Raw genomic sequence first — 23,633 nt, forward strand, 5'->3', positions numbered from 1 at the left:
GGATCGCCGGATCGCCACGTCGCCGGTTCCGTGGCTGGGCCCGTCGCGGCGAGGGTGCCCGGCGGCGAGGCTGCGGAGCGTGGAGCGGGTCAGGTCAGCCGCGGCGGGACCCAGGCGTGGTGCCGAAGGATCATCCGCGTGCTGATCCGGCCGGGTGTCAGCCGCATCGCCGTGTTCCGCAGGGCGACACCCAGGGGGTGGGAGAGCTGCTGGCCCATCCGCCCGGCCTGGCGGGCGGCCCGCGCGACCGCCTGGCTGCGCGGCCGGCGCTCGGCGTCGTAGCGGGCGAGCGCGGCCTCGACGGTGGGCTCGGTGCCGAGCGAGGCCGCCAGCACGACCGCGTCCTCCAGCGCCTGGCAGGCACCCTGCCCGAGATGGGGTGTCATCGCGTGCGCCGCGTCGCCGAGCAGGGCGATCCGGCCGACCGCGTACGCGGGGAGCGGCGTGCGGAGCTCGTCGACGTCGTGGTGGAGCACGGCGTCGGGCCGGGTCGCGTCCAGCAGGGCGGGGATCGGGTGGTGCCAGGTGCGGAACCGTCTGCGCAGCCAGGTCAGGGGGTCGGCGAAGCGTGTCCCGGCGGGGAGGTCGAGGACGGCGTGCCATTCGGCCCGCCCGTCCAGGAAGGCGATGTGCCCGAACTCCATGCCCCGGCCCCAGGTCAGCTCGAAGTCGTCGTGCAGATCGACCGCGTGCTCGGTGATGGCGCGCAGCACGGTCGAGCCGCTGTGGACCGGGCCGGGGTGGGCCGGGAGGAGGCGGCTGCGCACCCTGCTGCCGATGCCGTCGGCCGCCACCGTCAGGTCGGCGTCCAGGACCCTGTCGCCGCAGCGCACCCGGACCGTCCCGGGGCCGGTCTGCTCGACAGCGGTCGCCTCGGAGCCGATCAGCAGCGATGCGGCGGGCAGGCGGTCGCGGAGCAGCCGGTGCAGGGTGGAGCGGGGGATGCCCATGATGGGCGTGCCGACCGCGTTCTCCAGCGCCGAGCCGTCCATGCGGGCCAGCCGACCGCCCCGTGGTGTGCGGGTGCCGCCGCGGTACTGGCCCCGCGAGGCCTCCCGTACCGCCGCTCCGACGCCGAGTTCGTCCAGCGCCCGCAGACCGTTGGCCGCCAGTGAGATACCGGCCCCCGCGTCGTCGAGCGCGGGCGCGCGCTCGACGACCGTCACGTCCCACCCGACGCGGCGCAGGCCGATGGCGGCGGCAAGCCCGCCGATGCCCCCTCCGACCACCACTGCCCTGCCGCCCATGCCGACCCCCCGGTTCTTCTACACCTGTAGAAGGTGATCCTATCCAAGGTTCTACAGGTGTAGAAAGGGGGTATGGCTTCCGACCGGCGCACCCTCCTCGCGGACTCCGCCATCGACGTACTCGCCGACGAGGGGATCCGCGGCCTGACCCACCGCGCGGTCGACCGCCGGGCCGCCCTGCCGACCGGCACCACCTCGGCCTACTTCCGCACGCGCGCCGCGCTGCTCACCGCACTCGTCACCCGCCTGGTCCACCTCGACCAGGAGGAACTGCGGACGACGGCCGAGGGGCTGCCCCCGCTGCGTACCGCCGAGGAACTGGTGACCGGCATGGCCCTGCTCGCCCGGCAGCGGCTGGCCGGCGAGGGCCGCCGCCGTTCGCTCGCCCGCTACGCCTGCGCCGTCGAGAGCGTCCGCGACCCGGAACTGCGCGAGATCCTCGTCCCCCGCGAGAACGCCGGCCGCGAGGCCGTCCGGTCGTTTCTCGCCGCGCGCGGCGTCACGGACGTCGAGAGCCGCACCCACACCCTGCTGACCTGCATCGACGGACTGGTCTTCGATCGGCTCGTGAGCGGCGGCGAGGTAGGGCGCGAGGCCCTGGAGGGCCTGGTCGCCGCCGCGCTGCGCTAGCGTCCTCGGCCTTCGGTGGTTGGACGTACGCCGGGGCGCGGAAACGGCCCGGCCGTGGCGAACGGTCCTCGAACACCACCGTCCATGTGTGGGTCTCCGACTCGCCGGCCGGTCGGCCGCGCAGCGGTGACGGCGCCGGCGTCGGCGGCCGGCGGCCGCGCACCTGCCGCCGTGGCCGCTCCCGCGGCCGCTGCCGGCCGGAGAGCCGACGTCAGTGCCGGCCGGCCGCCGTCTCCCGCCCGCCGGTGTGTGACGACGGTCGGCGCCCGGGAACGTGTCACTGCACGGCGGGCGCGGAGGCGAGGAGACCGAGTGAGGGCATCAGGTGGGCGGGAACAGCCGGCGGGGCTGGGTGTGCCGGCTCTCGTGTCGATCGGTGTCGGCGGCATGGTCGGCGGGGGGATCTTCTCGGTCCTGGGGTTGACCGTGCAGGTGGCGGGTGCGGGCGCCTATGTCTCCTTCCTCGTCGGTGGCGTCGTGGCGGCTCTGACGGGTGTCTCCTACGCGATGCTGTCGGTACGGGTCCGCAGCCGCGGGGGCACCGCCGCGTTCCTCGACCAGTCCTTCGGAACGCGGGTGGCCGGGCCGCTCAACCTGCTGCTGTGGCTGAGCTACTTCGTGATGCTCGGGCTCTACGCCGTGGCTTTCGGTTCCTACCTGGCCGCGCTGCTGGGCCTGTCCGGCGGCTGGAACCGACCGTTCGGCAGCGTCGTCGTGATCTGCTTCGCGGCGCTCAACCTGGCCGGCGCCCAGGTGGTCGGCCGGGCGGAGTCGGTACTCGTCTATTTCAAGGTCGCCGTCCTGCTGGTCTTCTGCGTCGGCGGGCTGGCTTTCGTGGACACCGCCCGGGTCGCTCCGTCGGCGTTTCCGCACGGCGGCGCCGTCGTCTACGCCGGAACCCTGATCTTCCTCGGTTACGAGGGCTTCGAACTGATCGCCAACGCCGCGGAGGACGCCGCGGAACCGGAGCGCACCCTTCCGCGGGCGTACCTCCTCTCCATCGGCAGCGTGATCGTCCTGTACGTGCTGGTGGCGTTCGTCGCGGTCGGCAACCTCACCCCGTGGCAGATCACCCACGACCGGGACTACGCCCTGGCCGTCGCGGCCCGGCCGCTGCTGGGCCAGGCGGGGTTCTCCCTCATCGCCATCGCCGCCGTCGTCTCCACCGCGAGCGCCATCAACGCCACCCTCTACGGCACCGCCAAGTTCACTTACCTGATGGCCCGCCACGGAGAACTTCCCGAGCACCTCGCCGAGCCGGTCTGGAACCGTCCGATCGGCGGGCTCCTGGCCACGACCCTCGGCACGCTCCTGATCGTCAACCTGGTCGACATCGAAGGCATCAGCCTGATGGGCTCGGCCGGCTTTCTGGTCGTCTTCGCCGCCGTGAACCTCGCCGCGTCCCGGGTCCCGGACGCCCGCCCCGCCGTGAGGGCCGCCGCGGGCTGCGGCGTGGCAGCGTGCGTCGGCTGCCTCGCGGCGCTGACCGCCTACGCCGCCACCACCATCCCGAGGCAGCTCGCCGTGTTCGGCGCCATGCTCGGTGTCGCCGTGCTCGCCGAGGCCGTCATCCGGGCACGCGGCCGCACCCTCCCGCCGGGCACCAGGCCGCCCGGCCCCGCATCGAAGCGGTGACCGGACCCGGGATCGCAAGCAGCACGAGGCGGGACACCGCCACCCGCCAGGGAGGAGCAGCCCCGGGAGGCCCGAAACCGCAAGGCGGCTGACGCACGGGACGGCTGACGTACCGGTGCGCGCGGGCGTGGGCCGCCGTGCGCGCTGTCGGTGCGTCGGACTCCTCGCCGAAGCTCATCAGGGCGCTACGGGTTGAGTACGACCTTTCCGGCGACGGTGCCGGACTCCGCCAGGCGCAGCGCCTCGGCGGCGCGGGTGAGCGGCAGCCGGGCGGCGATCTGAGCGGTGATCTCCCCGCGCTGGAGCGCCGCGAACACCTCGGCGAGGTCGGAGTGCAGCCGGGCCCGGAAGCGGCCGCGGCTGAAGCCCCGGCCGGCCCAGACGTTGAAGAAGTAGGCGCGGCGGCGGTTGGGCAGCGCGTTCCAGGCCCACACCCGGCCGAGCAGTTTGAGCACGGGCCACTGCTTGGAGCCGTTGTCGTCCCGGGTGGAGGCGCTGCCGTAGCAGACCAGCGTTCCGCCGGGCGCGAGGAGGCGCCAGGAGTCGACGGCGCTGCGGCCGCCGACGTGGTCGAAGACGGCGTCCACCCCGTCCGGGGCAAGCTCACGTACGCGGGCCGGAACGTCCTCCGTGCGGTAGTCGATCGGAGTCACTCCCCGTTCCCGCAGGAGGTCGTGGTGGCGCACGGACGCGGTGCCGATCACCTTCGCGCCCGCGGCGTGGGCGAGTTGCACCAGGACCGAGCCGACGCCCCCGTTGGCGCCGTGCACCAGGACGGTCTGCCCCGCGCGCACCCGGGCCTTGCGGTGCAGCATCTGCCAGGCGGTGATGCCGTTGACCACCACGGTCTCGGCCTCGGCCGCACCGATCCCGTCGGGCACCGGCACCGCGTCGGCGGCGTCGACGAGCACGTGGCTGGCCCAGCCGCCGACCTTGACCAGCGCGGCCACCCGGGTGCCGACCAGGTCCGGACGGACACCGTCTCCGGTCTGCGAAACGGTGCCGACCAGGTCGTAGCCGGGGACGAACGGGAACGGCGGCTGGTCGTAGTAGCGGCCCCGGCGCATCTGCTGCTCGGCGAAGGAGACACCGGTCGCCTCCAGGCGGATCAGGACCTGACCCGGACCCGCGGCGGGGACGACTCCCCGCCGTATCCGCAGCCCCTCGGGCTCCACCGTGCCCGGCAGTACGACCTCGACCAGCGTTTCGCCGCTCACGGCTACCTCCAGAGGTTCTCATGCATGTCAGTGGCTCACTTGTTCGTTAGAAGTTATAACTAGCAAGAGCGTGACGGTCAAGTGCTTTCGCGATAGGGTCTAACGAAAGTGTTCGGTGAGCGAAGGGACGGGGCACGTGGCGACCAAGGGCAAGGGGACGACGCCGCGGGAGCGGTACCGGGCCCAGGTGCGTGCGGAGATCAAGGAACGCGCCTGGGAGCAGATCGCCGCTTCAGGGGCGTCGGGGTTGTCCCTGAACGCCATCGCCCGGCAGATGGGCATGAGCGGACCCGCGCTCTACCGGTACTTCGCCAGCCGCGACGACCTGATCACCGAGCTGGTCCGGGACGCCTACCGCAGCCTCGCCGACACCATGCGGGACGCCGCCGCGTCCGGAGCGGATCTGGCCGGGCTCGGGCACGCGCTGCGCACATGGGCGCTGGACGACCCCCAGCGCTACTTCCTCGTCTACGGCACACCGGTCCCCGGCTACCACGCCCCCGATGACATCACCACGATCGCGTCCGGGATCATGGCAGCCCTCCTCGACGCCGCCCGGCCGGCCGGCGCCCCCGCCGACGCCGCTGCGGACGGTCCCGACGAGGCCCGTCTCGAAGCACACCTCGCCGAGCACCGGGAGTGGGCGGCCGACCACCCCGCGGCCCCGCCCGCCCTGCGCCGCGCCCTGTCCTTCTGGACCCGTCTCCACGGCATCCTGTCCCTGGAACTGGCGGGCCACTTCACCGGCATGGGCCTCGACCCGGCCGTGCTCTACGACACCGAACTGCAACAGCTCACGCGACGGCCCGCGGCGTCCACCTCGCGGCCCTGAGCGATGTCGTCGTCGCCCTGCCCGGTCCGCGGCCGGCCCCGGCGGACGGCGGCCCGGGTGCGGCCGGTTCCTTCGTCCTGGGCGTGGCGCGCCGGCCGTTTCGGTGTCAGCCGGTGCCGGTGCCGGTGATCGGCCGGCGGTCGGAGCACACGGAGTCCGGCTGCGCGTTCGCGGCCTGCCAGCCCTTGAGCTCGACCCGTGTCCCGGGCCCGATGACGTCGTACACCTCCTTGCCGGTGTCGGGTCCGAGGGCGATGGAACCGGAGTTGGTGTCGTGGCCGATGCTGTTGAGACCCGCGGAGCGGTCCAGCGCCCAGAGCAGCAGTCGCTCGTGGTGATCGCGGTCGGTGAAGGTGACCGCCCACCGCCTGGTCGCCGAGGTCTCGCCGACGCCGGCCGGGCCGGGCATGGTCAGCGTGGGGTACTTGGCGGTGACCGTGACCGCCGTCTCGCCGATCGGGCAGAGGGCCACCGGCCCGTCGATTCCGTACGTGTCGCCCCCGACGACCAGCAGCTTGGAGTTCAGGTCGACCGTCATCCGCCGCACGGGCGCCGGGGACGGGGCGGGGCGCGGGGTGTGGGACACGGACGTCGCGGGAGGTGCGGCCGGCTTCGCGGGGGAGTCGAGGACGCCGGAGGTGACGACGGTGGCGACGCCGAGGGCCGCTGCCGCGACGGCGGTGGTGGCGAGCACGGCGCGTCGGTTGCGGCGCCGCCGTACCGCCCGGCTTCTGACCTGCGCGCCCGAAGTCGGGGCCGGCGCCGTGCCCGACACGGCCAGGTGGTGGAACCGGGCGGACAGCTCCGACTCCGTCAGGGGCTGCGGGGGCTGCGGCTCAGGCACAGGCTTCCTCCGTCGGGTGCGATGCCTCGCTCACGAGGTGAGCGGCGAGTGCGGTGCGGCCGCGTGACAGGCGCGCCTTCACGGTGCCGGGAGCCGCTCCGGTCTCGGCGGCTATCTGCTCCACGCTCAGATCGCACAGGTGATGCAGCACGATCGCGGTCCGCTGGGCCTCCGGCAGGTGCCGCAGGGCGCTGACCAACGCCACGTGGTCCGGGCTCGGTCCGGACACCGGCCGCGGGGCGTGCTCGCCCCGGACGAGCTGCCACCAGTGGCGTGCCCGCCGCCAGCGGCTCATCGCCAGGCGGTGTGCCACCGTGCGGATCCACGCCTCCGGATCCCGGTCGCCGTTCAGGACGGACGCACGCCTGTCCCAGGCACGTATGAATGCCTCCTGCACCACGTCCTGCGCCTCGGCGTGGTCGCCCGTCAGGGCGTACAACTGGCCGACCAGACGCGGGTAGGCAGCCGTGTAGAAGAGGTCGAACTCGTCTTCGGTCACCGGGTGGTGCTTTCCTCCTACGGCGCGGGGGGCATGGTGTACCGCCGCTGCGGCGGTGGTCATGCGGTCGTGGTGGCGCCGGCGGCGCTGTGGTCGAGCCACTGCTTCCAGGTCAGGTTCCAGTCGCCGTAGCCGTTTCCGGGGGCGACCGTGTCCTTGTTCGAGCCGGTGACCTTGATGACGTCGCCGACCAGGACCTGGTCGTAGAAGCCCTTGGCGGTGCTGGTGGCGAGACCGACACAGCCGTGTGTGACGTTGCCGTGCCCGGCCGCCGTGTCGGCGTGCGGGTTCTGGTGCACGTAGGTACCGGACGCCGTCAGGTGCAGGGCCCAGTAGTAGTAGTCGTGGTACGTGTCGTTCGGGCCCATGCCCACGGTGCGGGAGTCCATGAACACCTTGGGCTCCTTGTCCATGACGACCATCGTCCCTCTCCACGTGTCCAGCCCGGGCCTCCCCGCGGTGATCGGGATGCGGCTCCTCCTCCCACCGGTGTCGACGGTCATCATGTCCGTCTTCGTGTCGACGGTGGCGACCAGCGAGCGGCCGATGGTGAAGCGGCTCACGCCGTGCGAGCCGCGGTGGAGGGTGATCCTGGTGCCCGGCTTCCAATAGGTGGTGCGGGGGCGGAAGTCCACCCGCTGCCCGTCCCGGAGGTTCCGGTCCCGCACCCAGCTCCAGGCGCCGGTCGTGCCGGACGAGGTCTCCACGCGCAGCCAGCTCTCCACGGCCTTGCGCTCGGCAGCGGGGACCGGCCGGGCGAAGGTGACCGATATCGGCATGCCCACACCGACCGTGTCCCCGTCGGACACGTGCACCTGCGACCGCGCGAGCACGGTGGGCTCCGGCACGGACGGAGCCGGGCGGGCGTTCGAGGTCTCGCGCGTACCGTCCCCGCCCCCGCCCACGGCCTTCGCGCCGACCGCGGCGGACGCCTGGGCGTCCGGTGCGTCGGCCTCCCGGACGCCGGTACCCGCGTCCGCCGAGCAGCCGACGGCCGAGAGCAGAGCGACACAGGCCGCGACAGCGGCCCCGAGACGACCGGCGGTCCGACCGGCCGAACGGTTCCAGTGCATGAGCCCCCCTGTGAGGTGTGGTTGTCGACACCTCTACGCACGGGCTCGACGCCGGGTTGCATCGCGGCGGAGCTTTTTTCCCGGACCGGCCGTCCGACTCCGCCCGCGGCGATCGGGCGGCAGCGCCGTCCCGGCGGCACCGGTGGCCCGGAACGTCCTGTGCCGCCGTCCGTACGGGACGCCACCCGGGTCGTCCGGGAAGGCGCAGCCGGCGAAAGGCGTTCCGCGGCGCGGCGAACCTCCACCCGGCTTCGCGCATCTACAGGTGGTAAGCGCGCACTGACCTCGCGCGCCGATTCGTCTTCGAGGGGAACCGAGACTTCATGAAGAGCAAGCTGACCACCGTGGCCCTTGCGGCGATCGTCGTCGCCGGCACCGCCGCCGTCCCGGCCTCGGCCGCCGCCGCCAAGACCGCACCGGGCCGCTGCCACACCGCCGACCTGCGGGCCGGCTTCGCCACGGGGGAGGACGCGAAGCCGGAGATGGGGCAGCACGAGAAGCAGACCCAGGCGTACATCTGGTTCACCAATCGCAGCGGGCACACCTGCACCCTGTCCGGCTTCGCCGGTGTCGACATGATCGGCGCTCAGCCGACCGACGGCACCTGGTCGCTGGCGCGCTCCTCCGCGAAGGCCGAGAAGGTGACCCTGGAGCAGGGGGACACGGTGGACTTCAGCATCACCCTGCTCCCCGTGGCCGGGTCCACGCCGCGGACGGAGAAGTTCGTTCCGGCGAAGTTCCTGGTCACCCCGCCGAACGAGACGAAGCACTTCACGTTGAAGTGGCCGTTCGGCGGCCAGATCCTCAAGCAGGACGGCGCCACCCACCCCGGTACCTACCTCAACCCGGTCGGGCGGTGACGGACCGGACAGCCTGGGAGCGTCCCTTCGGCGCCGCCGGTGGCCACCGCGGGGTTCCCGGAACGCGCGCTCGCGGCTCGGGAGGCGACGGCGCTCGGCCGGGCGGTGCGGCGCCGGCGCGCACAGACGGCGTGCGCTCGGGCCGACCCCATCCGATGGCCGGCCGCTGAACGGCCTTGACGGACCGCCCCGCCCCGTCCTCGGCCGTCATGCTCCCGACGCCGATGAGGACGGGCCGGGGTCCGGCGCGGAGGAGTTCCTCCACCGGGCCGAGGTCCGGCGCGGAGGAGTTCCTCCACATTCCACCGGCAGCCGTTCGGCCGCATCAACGTGGGGCCACCACCACCTGCCCACGCCCCTCCGCGCCGGAACGCCACCCGGAGGGGCGTGGCACCAATGCCGCGCTGAAGCCGTGCAGGATGGGCCAGTTCACCTGGCCTGCCGTCGACGGATCCCGGAAGGGCAGGCGAGGGAGGGGCGGTTGGGGGCGTGGCGCAGCTTCGCCACGGGCTCCCTCGAAGAAGCGGTCGGCCACGCGGAGGGCGAAGCGCCCGGCCGCCCGGTCGGCCCATGGCGCGGGAGCCCGTGACGACGGGCGGGAAGTCGCCGGTCGGCTCCGTGGGCTGAGGTGCAGAGCCTCACACAGGCTCCTCGGCCTGCGGGGCACGCTGCGGGTCCGGTGTCCCGGCCGTGTGCAGCGAGGCGGCGAGGATCCGGCAGACCTCGACTCGCTGGCCCTGGTCGCAGCCCTCCAGAAGTCGCTCCAGGCGGCGAAGCACCGCCAGGTCTCGCCCGCAACGTGCGATCACGCCCAGGACCACGCAAGCGGGCACCACCAGCACCGTCATCGCGGACAGGGTCATGAGCCGTAGCCCTTCTTGATGTACGCCACGACATCCCAAGCCTTGGTGCCGTACAGGCATGAACTGTGGCGATTCAAGATCACTGTGCGATCGCCGAGGTGAGCCGAGTGAGGGGAGAGGAACTCGACAGCGTTCCCCCGTGGCAGGCCGTCAGCGATGCCGTGGGCCAGGAGGTTCGCACAGAGCGCCTCCACGGTGTCGCCGCAGCACCACTCGATGACGAGATCGCCGGAGTGATGCGTGTAGCAGTTGGCGAACCCGTGCGGCGCTGCTGTTCTGTTCACCAATCGTGGACGACGCAGGATGCGACTCATCAACAGATCGCGCACGCGTAGGTCCGCGCTGCATGCCGAGTCGACCCACTCCTCGGCCTCCTGCCTTTCGTCGCGGGAGAGGCCGCCGGGGGCGCGCTTCCAAAGAAGTACTTCACCCTCGCGCCCGGACGGCAGACGCAGGCGACCGTGATCGGAGCGGGCCACGGTGACCTGCGCCGGGCTGAGGGCGTCGTGGAGAACCAAGCGGTTCCCGTTCCCTCGGATGCGAAGCCCCGGGACTCCGCGGATGCCTCCGTAGTCATGGTCGAACCGTGGCAGGAGCTCACGCAGAACCTCGTCCGCCATGTCGGACTCCAGGGTCAGTTCCAGGCTCCGACCGTCCGGCCCCGCTTCACGCACGCCGAGAAGAGCACCGTTGAGTTGACGGTCCTGGAAGCCGCTCGCCAACACATGGGCCATGTGCGCTTCCAGACGGCGCTGATGGGGCTCGGCGGCGTCTGCGACAGAGGGTCCGAGATAGACGTCGGCCTGCCGGGCGAGCCTGGAAGCGGTGGAGAGCGTGAGTGACGTCTGGTTGCGGATCTTCTTGGCCAGACGGTTGGTGTTGCGTGAGCTGGACATGCGTCGGCCCTCCTTGTTTGCCGCCCGGCGACGACAAGAAGAGACAGATCGGATGTCCTGAGGCGTTCTGACTGCCAGCTGCGGGTGACTCTCCAGAGCCCACTGCTCGCTCCGGCGCCGGGACCGGATGTAGCGAGACACGCTGCCGCAGCAGCGCCGCACACAACGTACATCAGGATCTCGCGCTCCGTCCGGAGAACGGGCGCCGGGCGGAGCCGCGGAGCCGCCGGGTCTCCTGTCGCCGAGCGTGCGAGACGCATGATCTGGGGAGTCCAGCCGAAGCCCTCACCGGGCACCCCGAGGGTCATCGCCTCCAGCCGGTCCCAGGAGGAAGAGGTGAACGGGAAAGGGGGCGGGCGTCGCTGAGGGGACAACTGCGCACGGTCCGCCCGGTGCGGAGATCAGATGTCGAAGAGGCGTTGCAGCTGACGGCACCCATGAGCCTCCGGTACCGGGTTTCCCCGTCATCTGGCCGGAGCCGCGTGGTGCACGTGCCGCCTGCTATGCCATTTTCAATGGCATACTCAAAGCGTGACTGATGACGATGTGGACTTCCGGCCCGGCGACGGCCCCGCCAGCGGCATCTCCGTCACCCTGACCGCCGGAACTCTGCGCGCGATCCGTGAGCGGGTCGGCAAGCGGGGTGTCTCGGCCTATCTGGAGAAGGCGGCCCAGCGGCAGATCGAGCGGGACAACCTGGACGAGCTGATCGCGGACTTCGACAAGGTGCACGGCCCGGCCGACCCCGAGGCCGTGGCGGCCAAGCGCGCCCGGCTGACCGGGGGCGATTCGCAGGCCGGGGCGGCCGCGTGAGCGGTGTCCTGATCCTGGACAGCGAGGGCCTGGCAAAGGCCGTACAGCGTGACCGGGAAATCCACGAGTGGCTGACGGCGGCTCGCGACGCGGACCTACCAGTGATCACCTCAGCCGCTGTGCTGGTCGAGGTGATCCACCCGAAGATCAACGACGCCGCACTGAGGTGGACCCTGTCCCGCCTGAGCGTCGAGCCCGTGACCCAAGTCGTCGCGCAGTCCGCTGCCGCCTTGCTGCGGGCGGCGGGGCTGCACGGTCACCAGTACGCCATCGACGCCATGCTGTGCGCGACCGCCCTGCAGCATCCCGGCCGGGTGACGATCCTGACTTCCGATGTGGAAGACATCGGCCTGCTCACCGCCGAGCATCCACGCGTGAGCGCGGCGAAGGTCTGAGCCGGGGCTTCTGGGGACGGTGCCATCGGCGCCGCCGCGGAGGCGCCACACGTCCTTGACGGTGAGCCGCTCCACCGGGATCCGTCACACCCCGGCCCGGCCCGGGGTGAGGTGCGACGGCGGGCGGGCCGCCTCCGAGGACGATGTGGGTGCCGAAGATGTGCGGACTGTAGTCGGTGGACTCCAGGGAGCGGGCGGCCAGGAAGACCTCCTCATCGGAGGACTCCTGGGTCTTGCGTGCCGCCGCGGCTTCCTGGGGCGTACGGATGCGGTCGCGCGTCAGGCCCAGGTGAACAGGCCCAGCGTGGCCAGCGAGGCCGCGGCCTGGGGGAGCTGCCCGATCGAGCACGGAGCCTTCACCTGGAGGGCCCGACGGTCACATTGACGGCGTACCGGCCGGTTCTTTGTGCACTTGCACCGGAACTCGGGCACCCGCCAGCTCCTACGGTTTCCCAAACCCGAGGGGCTCCGGGCATTTCCCGGAAATGATGCCTCCAGTTCAGGGCCTGCCGGCCCGTCACGGTCGACGGGTGGCCCGAGGAAAGGATCGCAATGCATCGGATTCAGGCGCTGCACCCCGGACTCGGGGGTGTCCGCTTCCAGGCTCAGGGGGCGGAGGACGGCATCCTCGGGCAGACGGAAGACAAGATCAACTCGTTGTTCGATCCGCTCGCCAAGGGACTCGGTGACTTCGTCTTCGCCGACGTCACCGTCTTCGGGACCACGTTTCCGTGGATCGTCGCCTGGCTGGTGATCGCCGGTCTGGTCTTCACCCTCTACTTCGGTTTCATCCAGTTCCGTACCCTCAAGCTCTCCCTGGGCCTCCTGCGCGGCCGGTACAGCAGGCACGACGACCCGGGCGAGATCACCCACTTCCAGGCGCTGTCCTCGGCACTGTCGGGCACGGTCGGTCTCGGCAACATCGCGGGTGTGGGCGTGGCGATCACCATCGGCGGTGCCGGTGCCACGTTCTGGATGGTGTTGTGCGGTCTGCTCGGCATGGCGTCGAAGTTCGTGGAGTGCACGCTCGGTGTGCGCTACCGCGACCAGCACGCCGACGGGTCCTTCTCCGGCGGTCCGATGAAGTACCTGAGCAAGGGGCTCGCGGAGCGGCTGCCGGGTACGGCCGGCCGGGTCTTCGGCAAGGTCATGGCCGCGCTCGCGGCCGTCATGATCCTGCTGTTCGGCGTCGGCGGCGGCAACATGTTCCAGGCCAACCAGACCGTCACCCAGATCCGCAACATCACCGGCGGTGACGACGGCGCGCTCGGCGGCAGCGGCTCCGCACTGATCATGGGTATCGTGCTGGCCGTCGTCGTCGGCGCCGTGATCATCGGTGGCATCAAGTCGATCGGCAAGGTCGCCAGCCGCCTGGTTCCGGGCATGGCCATCATCTACGTCGGCGCCTGCCTCATCGTCATCCTGACCAACGTCACGTCGGTCCCGTCGGCGTTCGGCGCGATCTTCCACGAGGCGTTCACCGGTGAGGGCGTGGTCGGCGGTGTCATCGGCGCGCTGATCGTCGGCTTCACCCGCGCCGCCTTCTCCAACGAGGCCGGCCTGGGCTCCGCGCCCATCGCCCACTCCGCCGTGAAGACCCGCTACCCGGTGACCGAGGGCCTGGTCGCGCTGATCGGGCCGTTCATCGACACGGTCGTCATCTGCACCATGACCGCGCTGACGATCGTCATCGCCGACAGCCCGTTCTGGAACCAGGCCAAGGCCCAGTACGCGGCCGACGGCAGCAAGGCGGACGGCGTGACGGTCACCTCCTCGGCCTTCGAGACCGTCCTGCCGTGGTTCCCGAAGGTCCTCACCGTGGCCGTCCTGCTCTTCGCGATCTCGACGATGATCACCTGGTCGTACTACGGCCAGAAGGCGTGGACTCACCTGTTCGGCAAGACGAAGACCAGCGAGCGCGTCTACCAGCTGATCTTCTGCCTGTTCATCGTGGTCGGCGCGGTGCTCACCTTCGGCAGCGTGCTGGACTTCACCGACGCGGTGCTGTTCCTGCTGGCCCTGGTCAACATCGTGGGCCTCTATCTCCTCGCCCCGTTCGTCAAGCAGGAGCTGGCCCGGTTCCGGGAGGCGCTGCGCACCGGTGACGTCGGTGCGCGAGGGGCGGCGGAAGCACGGGTGCAGGCCGCGGAGGAGACCATCGGCTGACCGCACAGCCTGCCGGTCCCAGGACCGGACCCGGGCTCCTTGGACTCAGTGCCCGTACGACGACGTGTGCGACGCGTCCCGTACGGGCACTGTCTCCGTCTCCAGCAGCAGCTGAAGGTGCGCGAACAGGCACTGGTGCGGGTCGGTCAGGTCGATGCCGCTGATCGTCTCGGCTCGCTTCAGCCGATAGCGCAGGGTGTTGGTGTGCAGGTGCAGCAGGCGGGCCGCCGCCCGCATGTTGAACTGCGCGGCAAGGTACGCCAGCACGGACGGCACCAGTCCGCTTTCATGCTCGCGGTCGTGGGCCAGCAGCGCGGAGATGCGCGGATCGCGCAGCCGCGGGTGCTGCTCCAGCAGGGCGAGCGTCTCGCTGACGAGGACCTCGGAGCGTACGTCGGCAATGGTGGCCACACACCGATCGCCCCGGTGCGTGATGACGCCCAGCACTTGGTCCGCCTCCGTCTTCGACGCGGCGATCGAGTCCAGCCCTTCGACCACCGAGCCCACGGCCGCGCGCACATCGAGGTGCAGGCGCTGCTCGGCCGACCGCACGATGTCGCCCGCCAGCCCGGCGACGATGCCCTCGCCGGCTCCTTCCGGCAGCCCGGGCAACAGCAAGTACACCCGGCTGCCACCGGCTGCCACCAGGGCCCGGCGCCGGAACGCGCCGGCGTGCACGGTGACCAGGCTGGTCATCTCCGCCCGGCGCAGCTCGAAGGCCGGGCGGTCGGCGGCAGCGGAGTCGCCGACCGGGGCGGAGCCGGACGGGGAGAAGCCGGACGGGGAGGAGCCCGTCGAGGCGGGGCCCCCGGGAGCGGATCCGGTCGGAGCCGAGTCCGGCCGAGCGAGGTCCGTCAGGGCGAAGGCCACGACCGCCGCCGGCTTCGTCAGCTCGGCCCCGATACGGGCGGCGAAGGTGCGCGGGTCGATGTGGCCGTCGAGCATCCGCCCGAGCAGCGCCTCCTCCACCTGAAGGTCCGACGGCGTCCCGGTCCGATGCCGTACGAGGAGCAGGGCCGCGGCACGGGCGGCGCCGACCAGGGCCTGCTCGGCCGTGTCGGACAACGGACCGTTGGCCTCCTGCACCCAGATCGAGCCCAGCCACTGATCCTGGACCCGGATACCGATCGCCAGCCGCCGCCGGATCCCCAGCTCGGCCCGTTCCTCGACCCGCACGACCTCGCCGCCGGCCCGCAGCCGCTCGAACACACCCCACTCGCGCAGCAGCGACAGGTAATGGGCGGGGCCCTCCCTGCTGAGGATGGAACGCCGCCGCAGCTCGTCCACCCCTTCGTCGGAGCGGGAATAGGCCAGTACGCGGCTGGTGGCATCCTCGATGCTGATGTTGCCCCCGGTGAGGGCGGCTACGGTCTCGGCCAGCGCGAAGAGGTCGGCGGGCCGCTCGGCGGACTCCGGCTCACCGGCCCGACGTGCGTCGGCGATCACGTCTCTGACCAGGGAGTCCAGGTACGCCCAGCGGACCTCCGGACGGATGCCGAGCACCACGGTCCCGGTGTCCTCGGAGAGTTCCTTCAACGTCTCCCGGTCGTCGTCCGGATCCATCTTGACGACCACCGCGGCGGCCCCTCGCCGGGCGGCGGCCCGCGCCAAGCGCAACGCCCGGCGCCCACGCGCGCCGATGATCAGCACCAGATGCGTCCGGTACGACTCCGGCTCCTCGTCGGCGTCGAGGATGGCCACGTCGCAGACCTCGATGTCCTCCAGCCCGCCGGGCGCGGCGACCAGGTCGATGGCCGGCTCACCGAGCGCGAGCAGCAACTGCCGTATGCCCGCGCCGGCCGGAGGCGTCGTCGTCTCGTCCACGATGAGTAACCGTCCTACCCGCCCCCGCTGGATGATAAGACAAACATACAAAGAGGTGGCGAAGGTGGAAAACTCCCCGCGGCGCAGCATCGCCGTTCCAGGGCCACCGGGTGGAGCCAGGTAGCTTCTGACCCGGGCGTACGCCCGCTGGTGTGGCGCCTGAGGGCCGCTGCTGCCGTGCCGAAAGAGGGGCGGCCGACACCGCCGGTCAACGTTCTGGCACACGACAGTGGATCACGGCGGACAGCAAAAAGGCCCGGGTCTTTGACCTGGGCCTTCTTCGTGGAGCGGGTGACGAGAATCGAACTCGCGCTCTCAGCTTGGGAAGCGACGGCGTTCGGGTGGTCGCCCTCGCGCTGACCTGCGGATACACGCTCAACGATGATGGTGTACTTCTTCGGCGCATGCTCCTGTTGACCGTAGTCGTCCGCTCTGAAGGGCACGCGGTGGGCACGGCACGGTGAAGCTGTCCGACCAGAGGTGCGGCGGCGTCCGTGTGGGTTCCACGCCTCCGGGCTCTGCTCGCTCGAGCGAACCTTGGTTGCTTTCGCACATCCCGCAGGAGTCCGCCGGGCGCACCACTGCAGGCTGAGCAGCCCCTCTGACTGCCCTGCGGCCGGTTCAGATCTGGCCGAGGTCGATCTCCGCCGCGAAGGGGACGGTGATCTTCAGGGTGCTGGCGAACACGTCCCCTTCGCGGTATGTCCTCGTCGCAGGATCGAGCAGGTACGTATACACCAGCGGTGTGCCCGTCGCGGCCTGCTCGATCCGCCAGTAGAAGCCGATCCCGGCCTTGGCGTACTGGTCCACCTTCACGATCCGGTCGGTGGTCTCCGAGCCCGGTGACACCACCTCGGCCACAAGCAGTACGTGCTCCGGACGGGTGGGCGTGATGTCGATCGTGTCCGCACGGTAGACGATGACGTCGGGGCGGCGATTGGTCAGCGGGACGTCCTGGAGCCGGACGTCGAAATCCGTGTCGGCGTTCCAGTCGGGGCCGGCTGCGGCGTCCAGGGCGTTCGCCAGGAGTCGGGCCAGCCGATTGTGCCGCTTGGATGCGCTGGGGCTCACGACGACCATTCCGTCCACGATCTCGATGCCGGCGCACTGCTCCTCGGACCACGACTCGTACTCCTCGGCCGTGATCTGCTGGTGCATCCACGCCGGGGCCACCATCTCGGCAGTCATGACACGCCTCCCGGACACTGTGCGGCGGGCCCGATCCCGCTGCGCTCAGCGTACCGACTCGCACGCGCCCGGGGCGGCTCGGAGACCTCGGTCGCCTCGACACTCTCCCTCGCCGAGTGGAAGAGCGGCGTGTTGTGCTCATGAGCATCGGGCTTGACCCACCGCGTTGCCGCTCTGGCGCCGGCCTGCGATTCGTTCAACGGCTCTGCCACCACACCAGGCCGCACCCGACGAGAGCAGAGCCTGCAGCCGTGGCGACGCCGCGTACGGCGGCGAACAGGGCGGCACGCCCCAGGCGACGAGCGGTTCGCAGCCGCTTTCGTTCCGTGAGCTTGCTCATCGAGGTCTCCTCCGATCATCTCGTCGCTGCTGCGAGCTGGCGGTCCGAGTTTCGTGCGGTGGCTTGGAAGAGACACGGCCGGGCGGGAGGACCGGGCGTTTCTCGTTCTACGCTGCTGGCCGACGAGGTGCCCGCTGCACCCGCTGCGGGCGGTCCCGGGCGCGGCGCTAAGGAGGGGGAGCACGGGTGACAACACGGTCTCGGGAGGCGCGACTGCTCTACGAGCAGTTGCGCGCACTGGAGCAACAGGCGTGGGAGGCCCGCCGCCGAGCCGGCCTCCGGTACTCACGGCGAGAGGTGATCCAGGCGCTCGCCAGGCCTCCGTACGGGAGGAGAGTCGGCGACCAGCGGATCAGCGACTGGGTACCGACAAGCGACAAGGAACCGAAGGTCCCGAGCGACAGGAGCAGCGACGACGTTCTGGCGCTGGTGCGACTGTGGAGTTCCTGGGCGGGTGAAAGTGTCAACGAGCGTCATTGGCGCAACCTGCTGGAGCAGGCGCAGCCGGTGCGGGTCCTGCGTACGATGCTGGCCGGCCCCGGGCGGCCGGTCCGTGAGTTCACCGATCCGTTCACGCTGGAAGTGCACGAGGCTATCGATGGCGGTGGCGCGTCGGGGTTGCCGTTACTTCCCCTCTACGTCGAACGGCAGCACGACCGGTGGCTGGCCGACGTGGTGAACGGCCTCGTCGCGCGGTCCGCCAGGCAGCCGGTCGGCGTACTCGCCGTCCTCGTCGGTGAATCATCGACCGGCAAGACGAGGGCGTGCTGGGAAGCGCTCAACCTGCTCCCGCCGGACTGGCGGCTCGTGCTTCCTCTGGTACCGAGCCCCGCCGAAGCACTGATCGCCGCATTGGCCGAGATCACTCCCCGCACCGCCCTGTGGCTCGACGAGATCCACCGCTTCCTGAGCGGAGACCGGGGCGAACAGGCCGCTGCCCACCTGCGAGAAGTACTCAACGACCCGCGGCGGGGGCCGCTGCTCGTCCTGGGCACGACATGGCCCGGCCTGTGGGCGGATCTGGTGAAGCCGCGTAAAGACGGCGACCGCGGAGATACGCATGCACAGGCCCGTGCCCTCCTCACCGGGAAGCACTACCGGGTACCGGACACCTTCGAGGACACGGACATGCCCGAGCTGCGGCGCCTGGCCAGTGCGGACCCCCGGCTCAAGGAAGCGCTGGAACAGGGGAGGCCAGGGCGGATCACGCAGTACCTCGCGGGTGGTCGAGCGCTCATCGACCGGTATGAGACCGCCACGGCCCTTCAGAGGGCCCTGATCGAGTCAGCCATGGATGTCCGCCGTCTCGGGCACGACATACCCCTCCCGCGCATCCTCCTGGAAGCGTCGATCCGCCACTACCTCTCCACTGACCAGTACGACTTGGTGGCGGACGGTGAGATCGAGCACGCACTGGCGGAACTCAGCGAGCCGAGGCGTGGAACTCGGGGCCCTCTAACGCCCGTCATCTTCCGTGAGCCGGGCAGGCCTCGCGTCCTCACCGACGACGTCAGACTCGCGGACTACCTGGATCAGCACGGCAGGAAGGAAAGGCGCACCAAAGAACCACCGGCGGGGCTGTGGGACGCACTGGTGGACCACGCCGCGCGGGATTCCTTCATCGCGTTGGCCGAGGCGGCCAGGGACAGGGGGCACCTGAGGGTCGCCCTGCGTCTGCTCGCGGCAGGGGTGGAAGCCGGGGTGCCGGGTGCTGCCATGGCAGCGGCTCAGTTCTTGGAGGAAGAGGGGAGACCGGACGATGCACTGCTGTGGTGCCTGCCTCTCGCGGAAGCCGGGAACGTCGCGGCCATGGGCCGGGTGGCCGGGCTCATGGAGGCGACCCGGCCGGACGTTGCGGTGGCCTGGCACAGGAAAGCCGCCGAAGCGGGACGAACGTATGGCTGGCTCTACGCCGGCATGCTTCTGCGCAGGGCTGGAGAGCTCCTGGAAGCAGAAGTCTGCCTCAGACGCGCGGCCGATGCCGGCGTGCACGGCGGACGTGCAGAGCTGGCTTACCTGCTGCAGCAGGCGGGGCGGACGGGGGAAGCACTCGTCCACCTTCAGCAAGAGGCCGAGGCGAGTGGTGGGTACGCAGTGGTGGAGACGGCCGCCCTGATGCGGGAGCGCGGTGACAGCGGCCTCACCGTCCTGGCGTGGCTGTTGCCCCGTGCAGCGGAAGAAGGCAGGAGGGACGGAGGCGGTATCCCTTGGGTAGAGCACGCGTTGTTCCGGCACCTGGCCATGGACGCCCTCCTTCGAAGCCGATTGCGAAGCCTTGCCGATGAGGAGGGCCAGGACGACGCGGTGCGGCGCGATTTGACCGCACTGCTGGATTTCGTGGAGGAGCTCGCCAAGGGTGCCCTTCGGGAGAAGGGCACGAACACGCCAGAGGCGCTCAGGCAGCATGGCCGCCTGGCGGAAGCACTCGTCCCGTACCAGAAAGAGGCCGACACCGGTCGACGGGACGCGGTGGTGCATGTCGCCGCCCTGCACGAGCAACTGGGGAGACCCTCGGAGGCCCTCGCCTGCTACCAGCGTGCGGCGGAAGGAGGTGATCCGGAGGTCTTCCCGCAGATCGCTCGCCTGATGACGGCAGCCGAGGGGCCGGACGAGACCTTTGACTGGTTGAAGTCGTGCGCGGACCGTCACGGCGAGAAGGGCTACCCGGACCAGCGGTCCGCCGTGGCCGAGCAGCTCCGCATCGCGGGTCGCACGGACGAGGCTCTCGCCTGGCTCCGCCGCGCCTCGCGGACCGGTGACCCGTACGCCTGGCGTCAGTACGCTGAACTGCTGGAGGCGGCCGGTCGCATGGAGGACGCTCAGTGCATGCGGCGGTACGGCTGGGAGCCCTACGGCGAGATCTCGAAACCGTGGAGTGCGGCCCCGCCGGCGGTTCGGCGGCTGGGCCACGTCCGAACAGCCGGAGACTGATGCGGAGCATGCCGGCGTTGGGTCACCACTACCGCGCAGCCAACAGAAACTCCATCGGATGGCGTGTCAGACCCGTGCGTCAGACTCCTGCTCATGTCCACACGATCCGACATGGCTCTCGAGATCCACCTCACAAGGATCCTCTCTGCCGCTACGGCGGAAACCGTGCGGAGCGCAGTCACCGTAACTCTGCGCCACGTACAGTCCGGAACCGGAGGAAAGCGAAAAGGAGGAAAGCGACTTGCGGAACTCCTCGGTGCGGCACGATTCTCGGCCGCTCAAGCAGAAGAATGGGAGATTGTGCGGGCCCTTCAAGATGCTCTCTATTATACAGAAGGGAGACTGCTCAGGCCCGACTATGAAGAGAAGTATCGATTGCATTACCTGGATCGCGGCCCTCGTGACAAATTGGGGCTTGATTCGATCGCAAGAACCATGGTCACGATCAACGAATTCTGGTGTGCGGAAGTCGAGAAGTATCTCAACGGCCACCCTGAAGCTGTTGTTTCGGATGTTTTGGAACACATCCGCAAGTTGGGTGCGGACGCTAAATTCATGCAAGCTCCCGTAGAAGATCCAGCACGCTATTACATCCCTCGGGGGATAGCTGAGCGTGCGCTATGGACGGAGCGAGTGCTGGAGAATCGGGTAGAGGTGGCAGATCCAGCGGGATCTGCGCGCCGAATCGTGTCATCCCCTGAAGCGCTGGCCGTCCTGGCGGCGGACGAAGACGGCCTTACGGTCCTGCGTGCCGCAGAGCTGCAGCGCAGGGCGGCCCGCCTGCGTGAGTTGCGTCGGCTGACCGAAGACGCCACTACCACCGAACACGCTCTGCAGCAGGAACTGAAGGGGATGTACTGGATATTCGGCGGACACTTCATCGGTGAGGCTCGGCAGCGAAGGCTGGTGCCTGGGGATGAGGTTGATATCCCGCTCATCCGTGGTGATGGCTCTCTTCACGTAGTCGAACTAAAAAGAGCCGCAGGAGTGAAGCTGGTGAAGGAGCATCGAGGCTCCTGGGTGCCAAGAAGAGAAGTGCATGATGCTGTGGGTCAGGCCATCAATTATCTCGTCGGCCTGGACGAGGATCGAGAACGCATATTGAGGGAGTTCGGGGTCGATACGCGTCGCGCAAGCGCACTAATTCTCATTGGGCACCCGCTAAGTCAGCCGGAAGTTGATGAGGCGGATATCAATGAGGCTCTGCGCGTTCACGCATCACATCTGAATCGGGTCGAAGTTCTCACTTACAAAGAACTTATCGACAGTGCAGAGAGGGCCCTTGCGCTAGGCGATGTTATTTGACGTGGAGGCCATGAAATGCGCTCCACACTTGCTGTGATCGGTTCATCCTGGACCCGACAGTGGGCCAGCTCCGTACTGGGGACTGTCGATACAGCGTGGGCCGGGCGGTCTCGAACACCGGCGTGAGCAGGCCGTCAGATGCGGCCCTGTGGGGGCCGTGGCACTGGACACATGGCGAAGGCCCGGGTCTTTGACCTGGGCCTTCTTCGTGGAGCGGGTGACGAGAATCGAACTCGCGCTCTCAGCTTGGGAAGCTGATGTTCTACCATTAAACTACACCCGCGTAATTACGGACACATCGGCTCCGCGGAGCCGATGACCGAACGCTCGCTCACTGTACCCCATCGTGGACCCCCGGTGCCCGGACCCGGGGGGTTCACGTGCGTCCGGGGCATGGGATACCGCTGCGGGGGAACGGAGTTGGGGCGTACCGTGGCGGGGTGGGAGAGGGGCCGGGCGAGGCCGGAGTGCCGCCTGGAGAGTCGTCTCTTTGATCCCGTAATGTGGCTTTCGTCGTCAGGGCAGCAGGACGACGAGGCTCTTGGGGAAGGGACTTGAGGGATTTGATGGAACGCACCGTCGTTCGTTGCGCGGACGGGCACGTCTTCAGCGCCACTTCGTTCCCGATGCAGAAGGCCGAGCGGCTGGGCCCCGGCCGGCTCGTGAGGTGTCCACGGTGTGCCCGGCTCCGCAGTGTGGTGCCGGTCGCCCTGGAGAAGCGGTAGCCGGACCCGACCGCACACGAACAGAGGCGCGCGGAGCCGTCGCGATTGTCGGCGCTCCGCGCGCCTTGCGTATCCTCGGGGCGTGCTTCTCTCAGACAAGGACATCCGGGCCGAGATCGACGCCGGGCGGGTGCGGATCGATCCCTACGACGAAACCATGGTGCAGCCGTCGAGCATCGACGTCCGGCTGGACCGGTACTTCCGGGTGTTCGAGAACCACCGGTACCCGCACATCGACCCCGCGATCGAGCAGGCCGATCTGACCCGGCTGGTCGAGCCCGAGGGGGACGAGCCGTTCATCCTGCACCCCGGTGAGTTCGTGCTCGCCTCGACGTACGAGGTGATCACGCTCCCCGACGACCTCGCCTCGCGTCTGGAGGGGAAGAGCTCGCTCGGCCGGCTCGGGCTCGTCACGCACTCCACCGCAGGGTTCATCGACCCGGGGTTCAGCGGTCACGTGACGCTGGAGCTGTCCAACCTCGCCACCCTGCCGATCAAGCTCTGGCCCGGAATGAAGATCGGTCAGCTCTGCATGTTCCGGCTGACCTCGCCGGCCGAGCACCCGTACGGCAGCGAGCGCTACGGCTCCCGGTACCAGGGGCAGCGTGGGCCGACCGCCTCCCGGTCCTTCCTGAACTTCCACCGGACCCAGGTGTGAGAGCGGCCACCAGATGAGCGAGGCGCGGGAGAACCTGACCTACGAGCGGTTCGGCACCGCGATCCGCGAGCTGGCGCAGACCATCGCGGACGACGGTTACGAGCCCGACGTCGTGCTGAGCATCGCGCGTGGCGGCGTGTTCGTGGCGGGCGGGCTGGCCTACGCCCTCGACTGCAAGAACATCCACCTGGTCAACGTGGAGTTCTACACCGGCGTCGGCACCACCCTAGAGATGCCCGTCATGCTCGCGCCCGTGCCGAACGTGATCGACTTCTCCGACAAGAAGGTGCTGATCACGGACGACGTGGCGGACACCGGCAAGACGCTCAAGCTGGTGCGCGACTTCTGCCTCGACACCGTCGCCGAGGTGCGCTCCGCGGTGATCTACGAGAAGCCCCACTCGCTGGTGAAGTGCGAGTACGTCTGGAAGCGGACCGAGGACTGGATCAACTTCCCGTGGTCCGTGCTGCCTCCGTGCCGTAAGTCCGGTACACCGGTGACGCCGTCCAAGGACGCGCTCTAGGACGCCCGGACCGGTCCGGCGGCCGGAGGCCCGTGTGCCGTCCGGCCGCCGGACCGTGCCGTCAGACCATGATCACTGGGCATGCTGCGGTGCCCCGCATCTCCCCCGGACAGCCTCACCCGCGCGGTTCCTGCCCGAGCAGATGTGAAAGGCCCCCGGCGGGGCGAGC

At 69.9% G+C, this 23,633-nt stretch carries 21 protein-coding genes and 1 tRNA gene; 11 read left to right on the forward strand and 11 right to left on the reverse strand.

Annotated elements, in window-relative coordinates; genetic code table 11:
* Window positions 1–89 precede the first annotated feature (89 nt).
* Window positions 90–1,247, reverse strand: a complete 1,158-nt coding sequence (locus tag MXD57_RS09460; protein WP_250400882.1) for an FAD-dependent monooxygenase — start codon at window positions 1,245–1,247, stop codon at window positions 90–92.
* Window positions 1,248–1,319: 72 nt separating this feature from the next.
* Here MXD57_RS09460 and MXD57_RS09465 point away from each other — a divergent pair, with 72 nt between their 5' ends.
* Complete coding sequence (locus tag MXD57_RS09465) at window positions 1,320–1,877, forward strand: TetR/AcrR family transcriptional regulator (protein WP_250400883.1); 558 nt, start codon at window positions 1,320–1,322, stop codon at window positions 1,875–1,877.
* Between the two features lie 312 nt (window positions 1,878–2,189).
* Entirely contained in the window at window positions 2,190–3,512 is a 1,323-nt protein-coding gene (locus MXD57_RS09470; RefSeq protein ID WP_250400884.1) for an APC family permease, read from the forward strand.
* Between the two features lie 185 nt (window positions 3,513–3,697).
* Here MXD57_RS09470 and MXD57_RS09475 read toward each other — a convergent pair whose 3' ends face one another.
* Window positions 3,698–4,729, reverse strand: coding sequence for a medium chain dehydrogenase/reductase family protein (locus MXD57_RS09475; protein ID WP_250400885.1), 1,032 nt, complete (start codon window positions 4,727–4,729; stop codon window positions 3,698–3,700).
* Between the two features lie 115 nt (window positions 4,730–4,844).
* Here MXD57_RS09475 and MXD57_RS09480 point away from each other — a divergent pair, with 115 nt between their 5' ends.
* Window positions 4,845–5,561: a TetR/AcrR family transcriptional regulator gene (locus MXD57_RS09480; RefSeq protein WP_250400886.1), complete on the forward strand. Its 717-nt coding sequence runs from the start codon at window positions 4,845–4,847 to the stop codon at window positions 5,559–5,561.
* 106 nt (window positions 5,562–5,667) lie between these two features.
* Here MXD57_RS09480 and MXD57_RS09485 read toward each other — a convergent pair whose 3' ends face one another.
* Genes MXD57_RS09485 through MXD57_RS09495 form a run of 3 tightly spaced genes read right to left on the reverse strand, consistent with a single transcriptional unit; the run spans window position 5,668 to window position 7,977 of the window.
* On the reverse strand, window positions 5,668–6,405 hold the full coding sequence (locus MXD57_RS09485) for a hypothetical protein (protein WP_250400887.1): 738 nt from the start codon (window positions 6,403–6,405) through the stop codon (window positions 5,668–5,670).
* A complete protein-coding gene (locus tag MXD57_RS09490) occupies window positions 6,398–6,904 on the reverse strand; it encodes a SigE family RNA polymerase sigma factor (RefSeq protein ID WP_250400888.1) in 507 nt (168 codons plus the stop codon). The genes MXD57_RS09485 and MXD57_RS09490 overlap by 8 nt, the downstream gene beginning before the upstream one ends.
* Before the next feature lie 59 nt (window positions 6,905–6,963).
* Window positions 6,964–7,977, reverse strand: a complete 1,014-nt coding sequence (locus tag MXD57_RS09495) for a L,D-transpeptidase (protein ID WP_250400889.1) — start codon at window positions 7,975–7,977, stop codon at window positions 6,964–6,966.
* A 323-nt stretch (window positions 7,978–8,300) separates the two neighbouring features.
* On the opposite strand from MXD57_RS09495, the gene MXD57_RS09500 reads away from it, so the two are divergent.
* The gene (locus MXD57_RS09500; protein WP_250400890.1) at window positions 8,301–8,837 is read left to right on the forward strand and encodes a DUF4232 domain-containing protein; all 537 of its coding nucleotides are present in this window, start codon (window positions 8,301–8,303) and stop codon (window positions 8,835–8,837) included.
* A 638-nt stretch (window positions 8,838–9,475) separates the two neighbouring features.
* Here the strand turns inward: MXD57_RS09500 and MXD57_RS09505 are convergent.
* On the reverse strand, window positions 9,476–9,700 hold the full coding sequence (locus MXD57_RS09505) for a hypothetical protein (protein ID WP_250400891.1): 225 nt from the start codon (window positions 9,698–9,700) through the stop codon (window positions 9,476–9,478).
* Window positions 9,697–10,596 carry a hypothetical protein gene (locus tag MXD57_RS09510; RefSeq protein WP_250400892.1) on the reverse strand — a complete coding sequence of 300 codons (900 nt, stop codon included), beginning with the start codon at window positions 10,594–10,596 and terminating at the stop codon, window positions 9,697–9,699. Before MXD57_RS09510 ends, MXD57_RS09505 begins: the two co-directional genes overlap by 4 nt.
* Window positions 10,597–11,127: 531 nt before the next feature.
* Between MXD57_RS09510 and MXD57_RS09515 the strand changes: the two genes are divergently transcribed.
* The 3 genes from MXD57_RS09515 to MXD57_RS09530 all read left to right on the forward strand — a co-directional run bounded on the left by MXD57_RS09515 (window position 11,128) and on the right by MXD57_RS09530 (window position 13,970).
* Window positions 11,128–11,409 carry a hypothetical protein gene (locus tag MXD57_RS09515; RefSeq protein WP_250400893.1) on the forward strand — a complete coding sequence of 94 codons (282 nt, stop codon included), beginning with the start codon at window positions 11,128–11,130 and terminating at the stop codon, window positions 11,407–11,409.
* Window positions 11,406–11,804, forward strand: coding sequence for a PIN domain-containing protein (locus MXD57_RS09520; RefSeq protein WP_250400894.1), 399 nt, complete (start codon window positions 11,406–11,408; stop codon window positions 11,802–11,804). Before MXD57_RS09515 ends, MXD57_RS09520 begins: the two co-directional genes overlap by 4 nt.
* A gap of 552 nt (window positions 11,805–12,356) precedes the next feature.
* The gene (locus MXD57_RS09530; RefSeq protein ID WP_250400895.1) at window positions 12,357–13,970 is read left to right on the forward strand and encodes an alanine/glycine:cation symporter family protein; all 1,614 of its coding nucleotides are present in this window, start codon (window positions 12,357–12,359) and stop codon (window positions 13,968–13,970) included.
* A gap of 45 nt (window positions 13,971–14,015) precedes the next feature.
* Here the strand turns inward: MXD57_RS09530 and MXD57_RS31775 are convergent, their stop codons facing one another.
* The 3 genes from MXD57_RS31775 to MXD57_RS09545 form a co-directional block, all read right to left on the reverse strand.
* Window positions 14,016–15,794, reverse strand: a complete 1,779-nt coding sequence (locus MXD57_RS31775; protein ID WP_250400896.1) for a PucR family transcriptional regulator — start codon at window positions 15,792–15,794, stop codon at window positions 14,016–14,018.
* 621 nt (window positions 15,795–16,415) lie between these two features.
* Window positions 16,416–16,982, reverse strand: coding sequence for a Uma2 family endonuclease (locus tag MXD57_RS09540; RefSeq protein WP_250400897.1), 567 nt, complete (start codon window positions 16,980–16,982; stop codon window positions 16,416–16,418).
* Between the two features lie 196 nt (window positions 16,983–17,178).
* Window positions 17,179–17,322, reverse strand: coding sequence for a hypothetical protein (locus MXD57_RS09545; RefSeq protein ID WP_250400898.1), 144 nt, complete (start codon window positions 17,320–17,322; stop codon window positions 17,179–17,181).
* A 297-nt stretch (window positions 17,323–17,619) separates the two neighbouring features.
* Here MXD57_RS09545 and MXD57_RS09550 point away from each other — a divergent pair, with 297 nt between their 5' ends.
* A complete protein-coding gene (locus MXD57_RS09550; RefSeq protein ID WP_250400899.1) occupies window positions 17,620–20,253 on the forward strand; it encodes a tetratricopeptide repeat protein in 2,634 nt (877 codons plus the stop codon).
* Window positions 20,254–20,364: 111 nt separating this feature from the next.
* Window positions 20,365–21,558, forward strand: coding sequence for a Shedu anti-phage system protein SduA domain-containing protein (locus tag MXD57_RS09555; protein WP_250400900.1), 1,194 nt, complete (start codon window positions 20,365–20,367; stop codon window positions 21,556–21,558).
* A gap of 209 nt (window positions 21,559–21,767) precedes the next feature.
* Here MXD57_RS09555 and MXD57_RS09560 read toward each other — a convergent pair.
* A tRNA-Gly gene (locus MXD57_RS09560) sits at window positions 21,768–21,841 on the reverse strand.
* Window positions 21,842–22,365: 524 nt separating this feature from the next.
* Here MXD57_RS09560 and dcd point away from each other — a divergent pair.
* Window positions 22,366–22,941 carry a dCTP deaminase gene (gene dcd, locus MXD57_RS09565; RefSeq protein ID WP_250400901.1) on the forward strand — a complete coding sequence of 192 codons (576 nt, stop codon included), beginning with the start codon at window positions 22,366–22,368 and terminating at the stop codon, window positions 22,939–22,941.
* A gap of 13 nt (window positions 22,942–22,954) precedes the next feature.
* Window positions 22,955–23,464: a phosphoribosyltransferase gene (locus tag MXD57_RS09570; protein WP_250400902.1), complete on the forward strand. Its 510-nt coding sequence runs from the start codon at window positions 22,955–22,957 to the stop codon at window positions 23,462–23,464.
* The last annotated feature ends 169 nt before the right edge of the window (window positions 23,465–23,633 follow it).

It is taken from the genome of Streptomyces cellostaticus (genome assembly GCF_023630175.1).
In the GTDB taxonomy this organism is placed as follows: domain Bacteria; phylum Actinomycetota; class Actinomycetes; order Streptomycetales; family Streptomycetaceae; genus Streptomyces; species Streptomyces cellostaticus_A.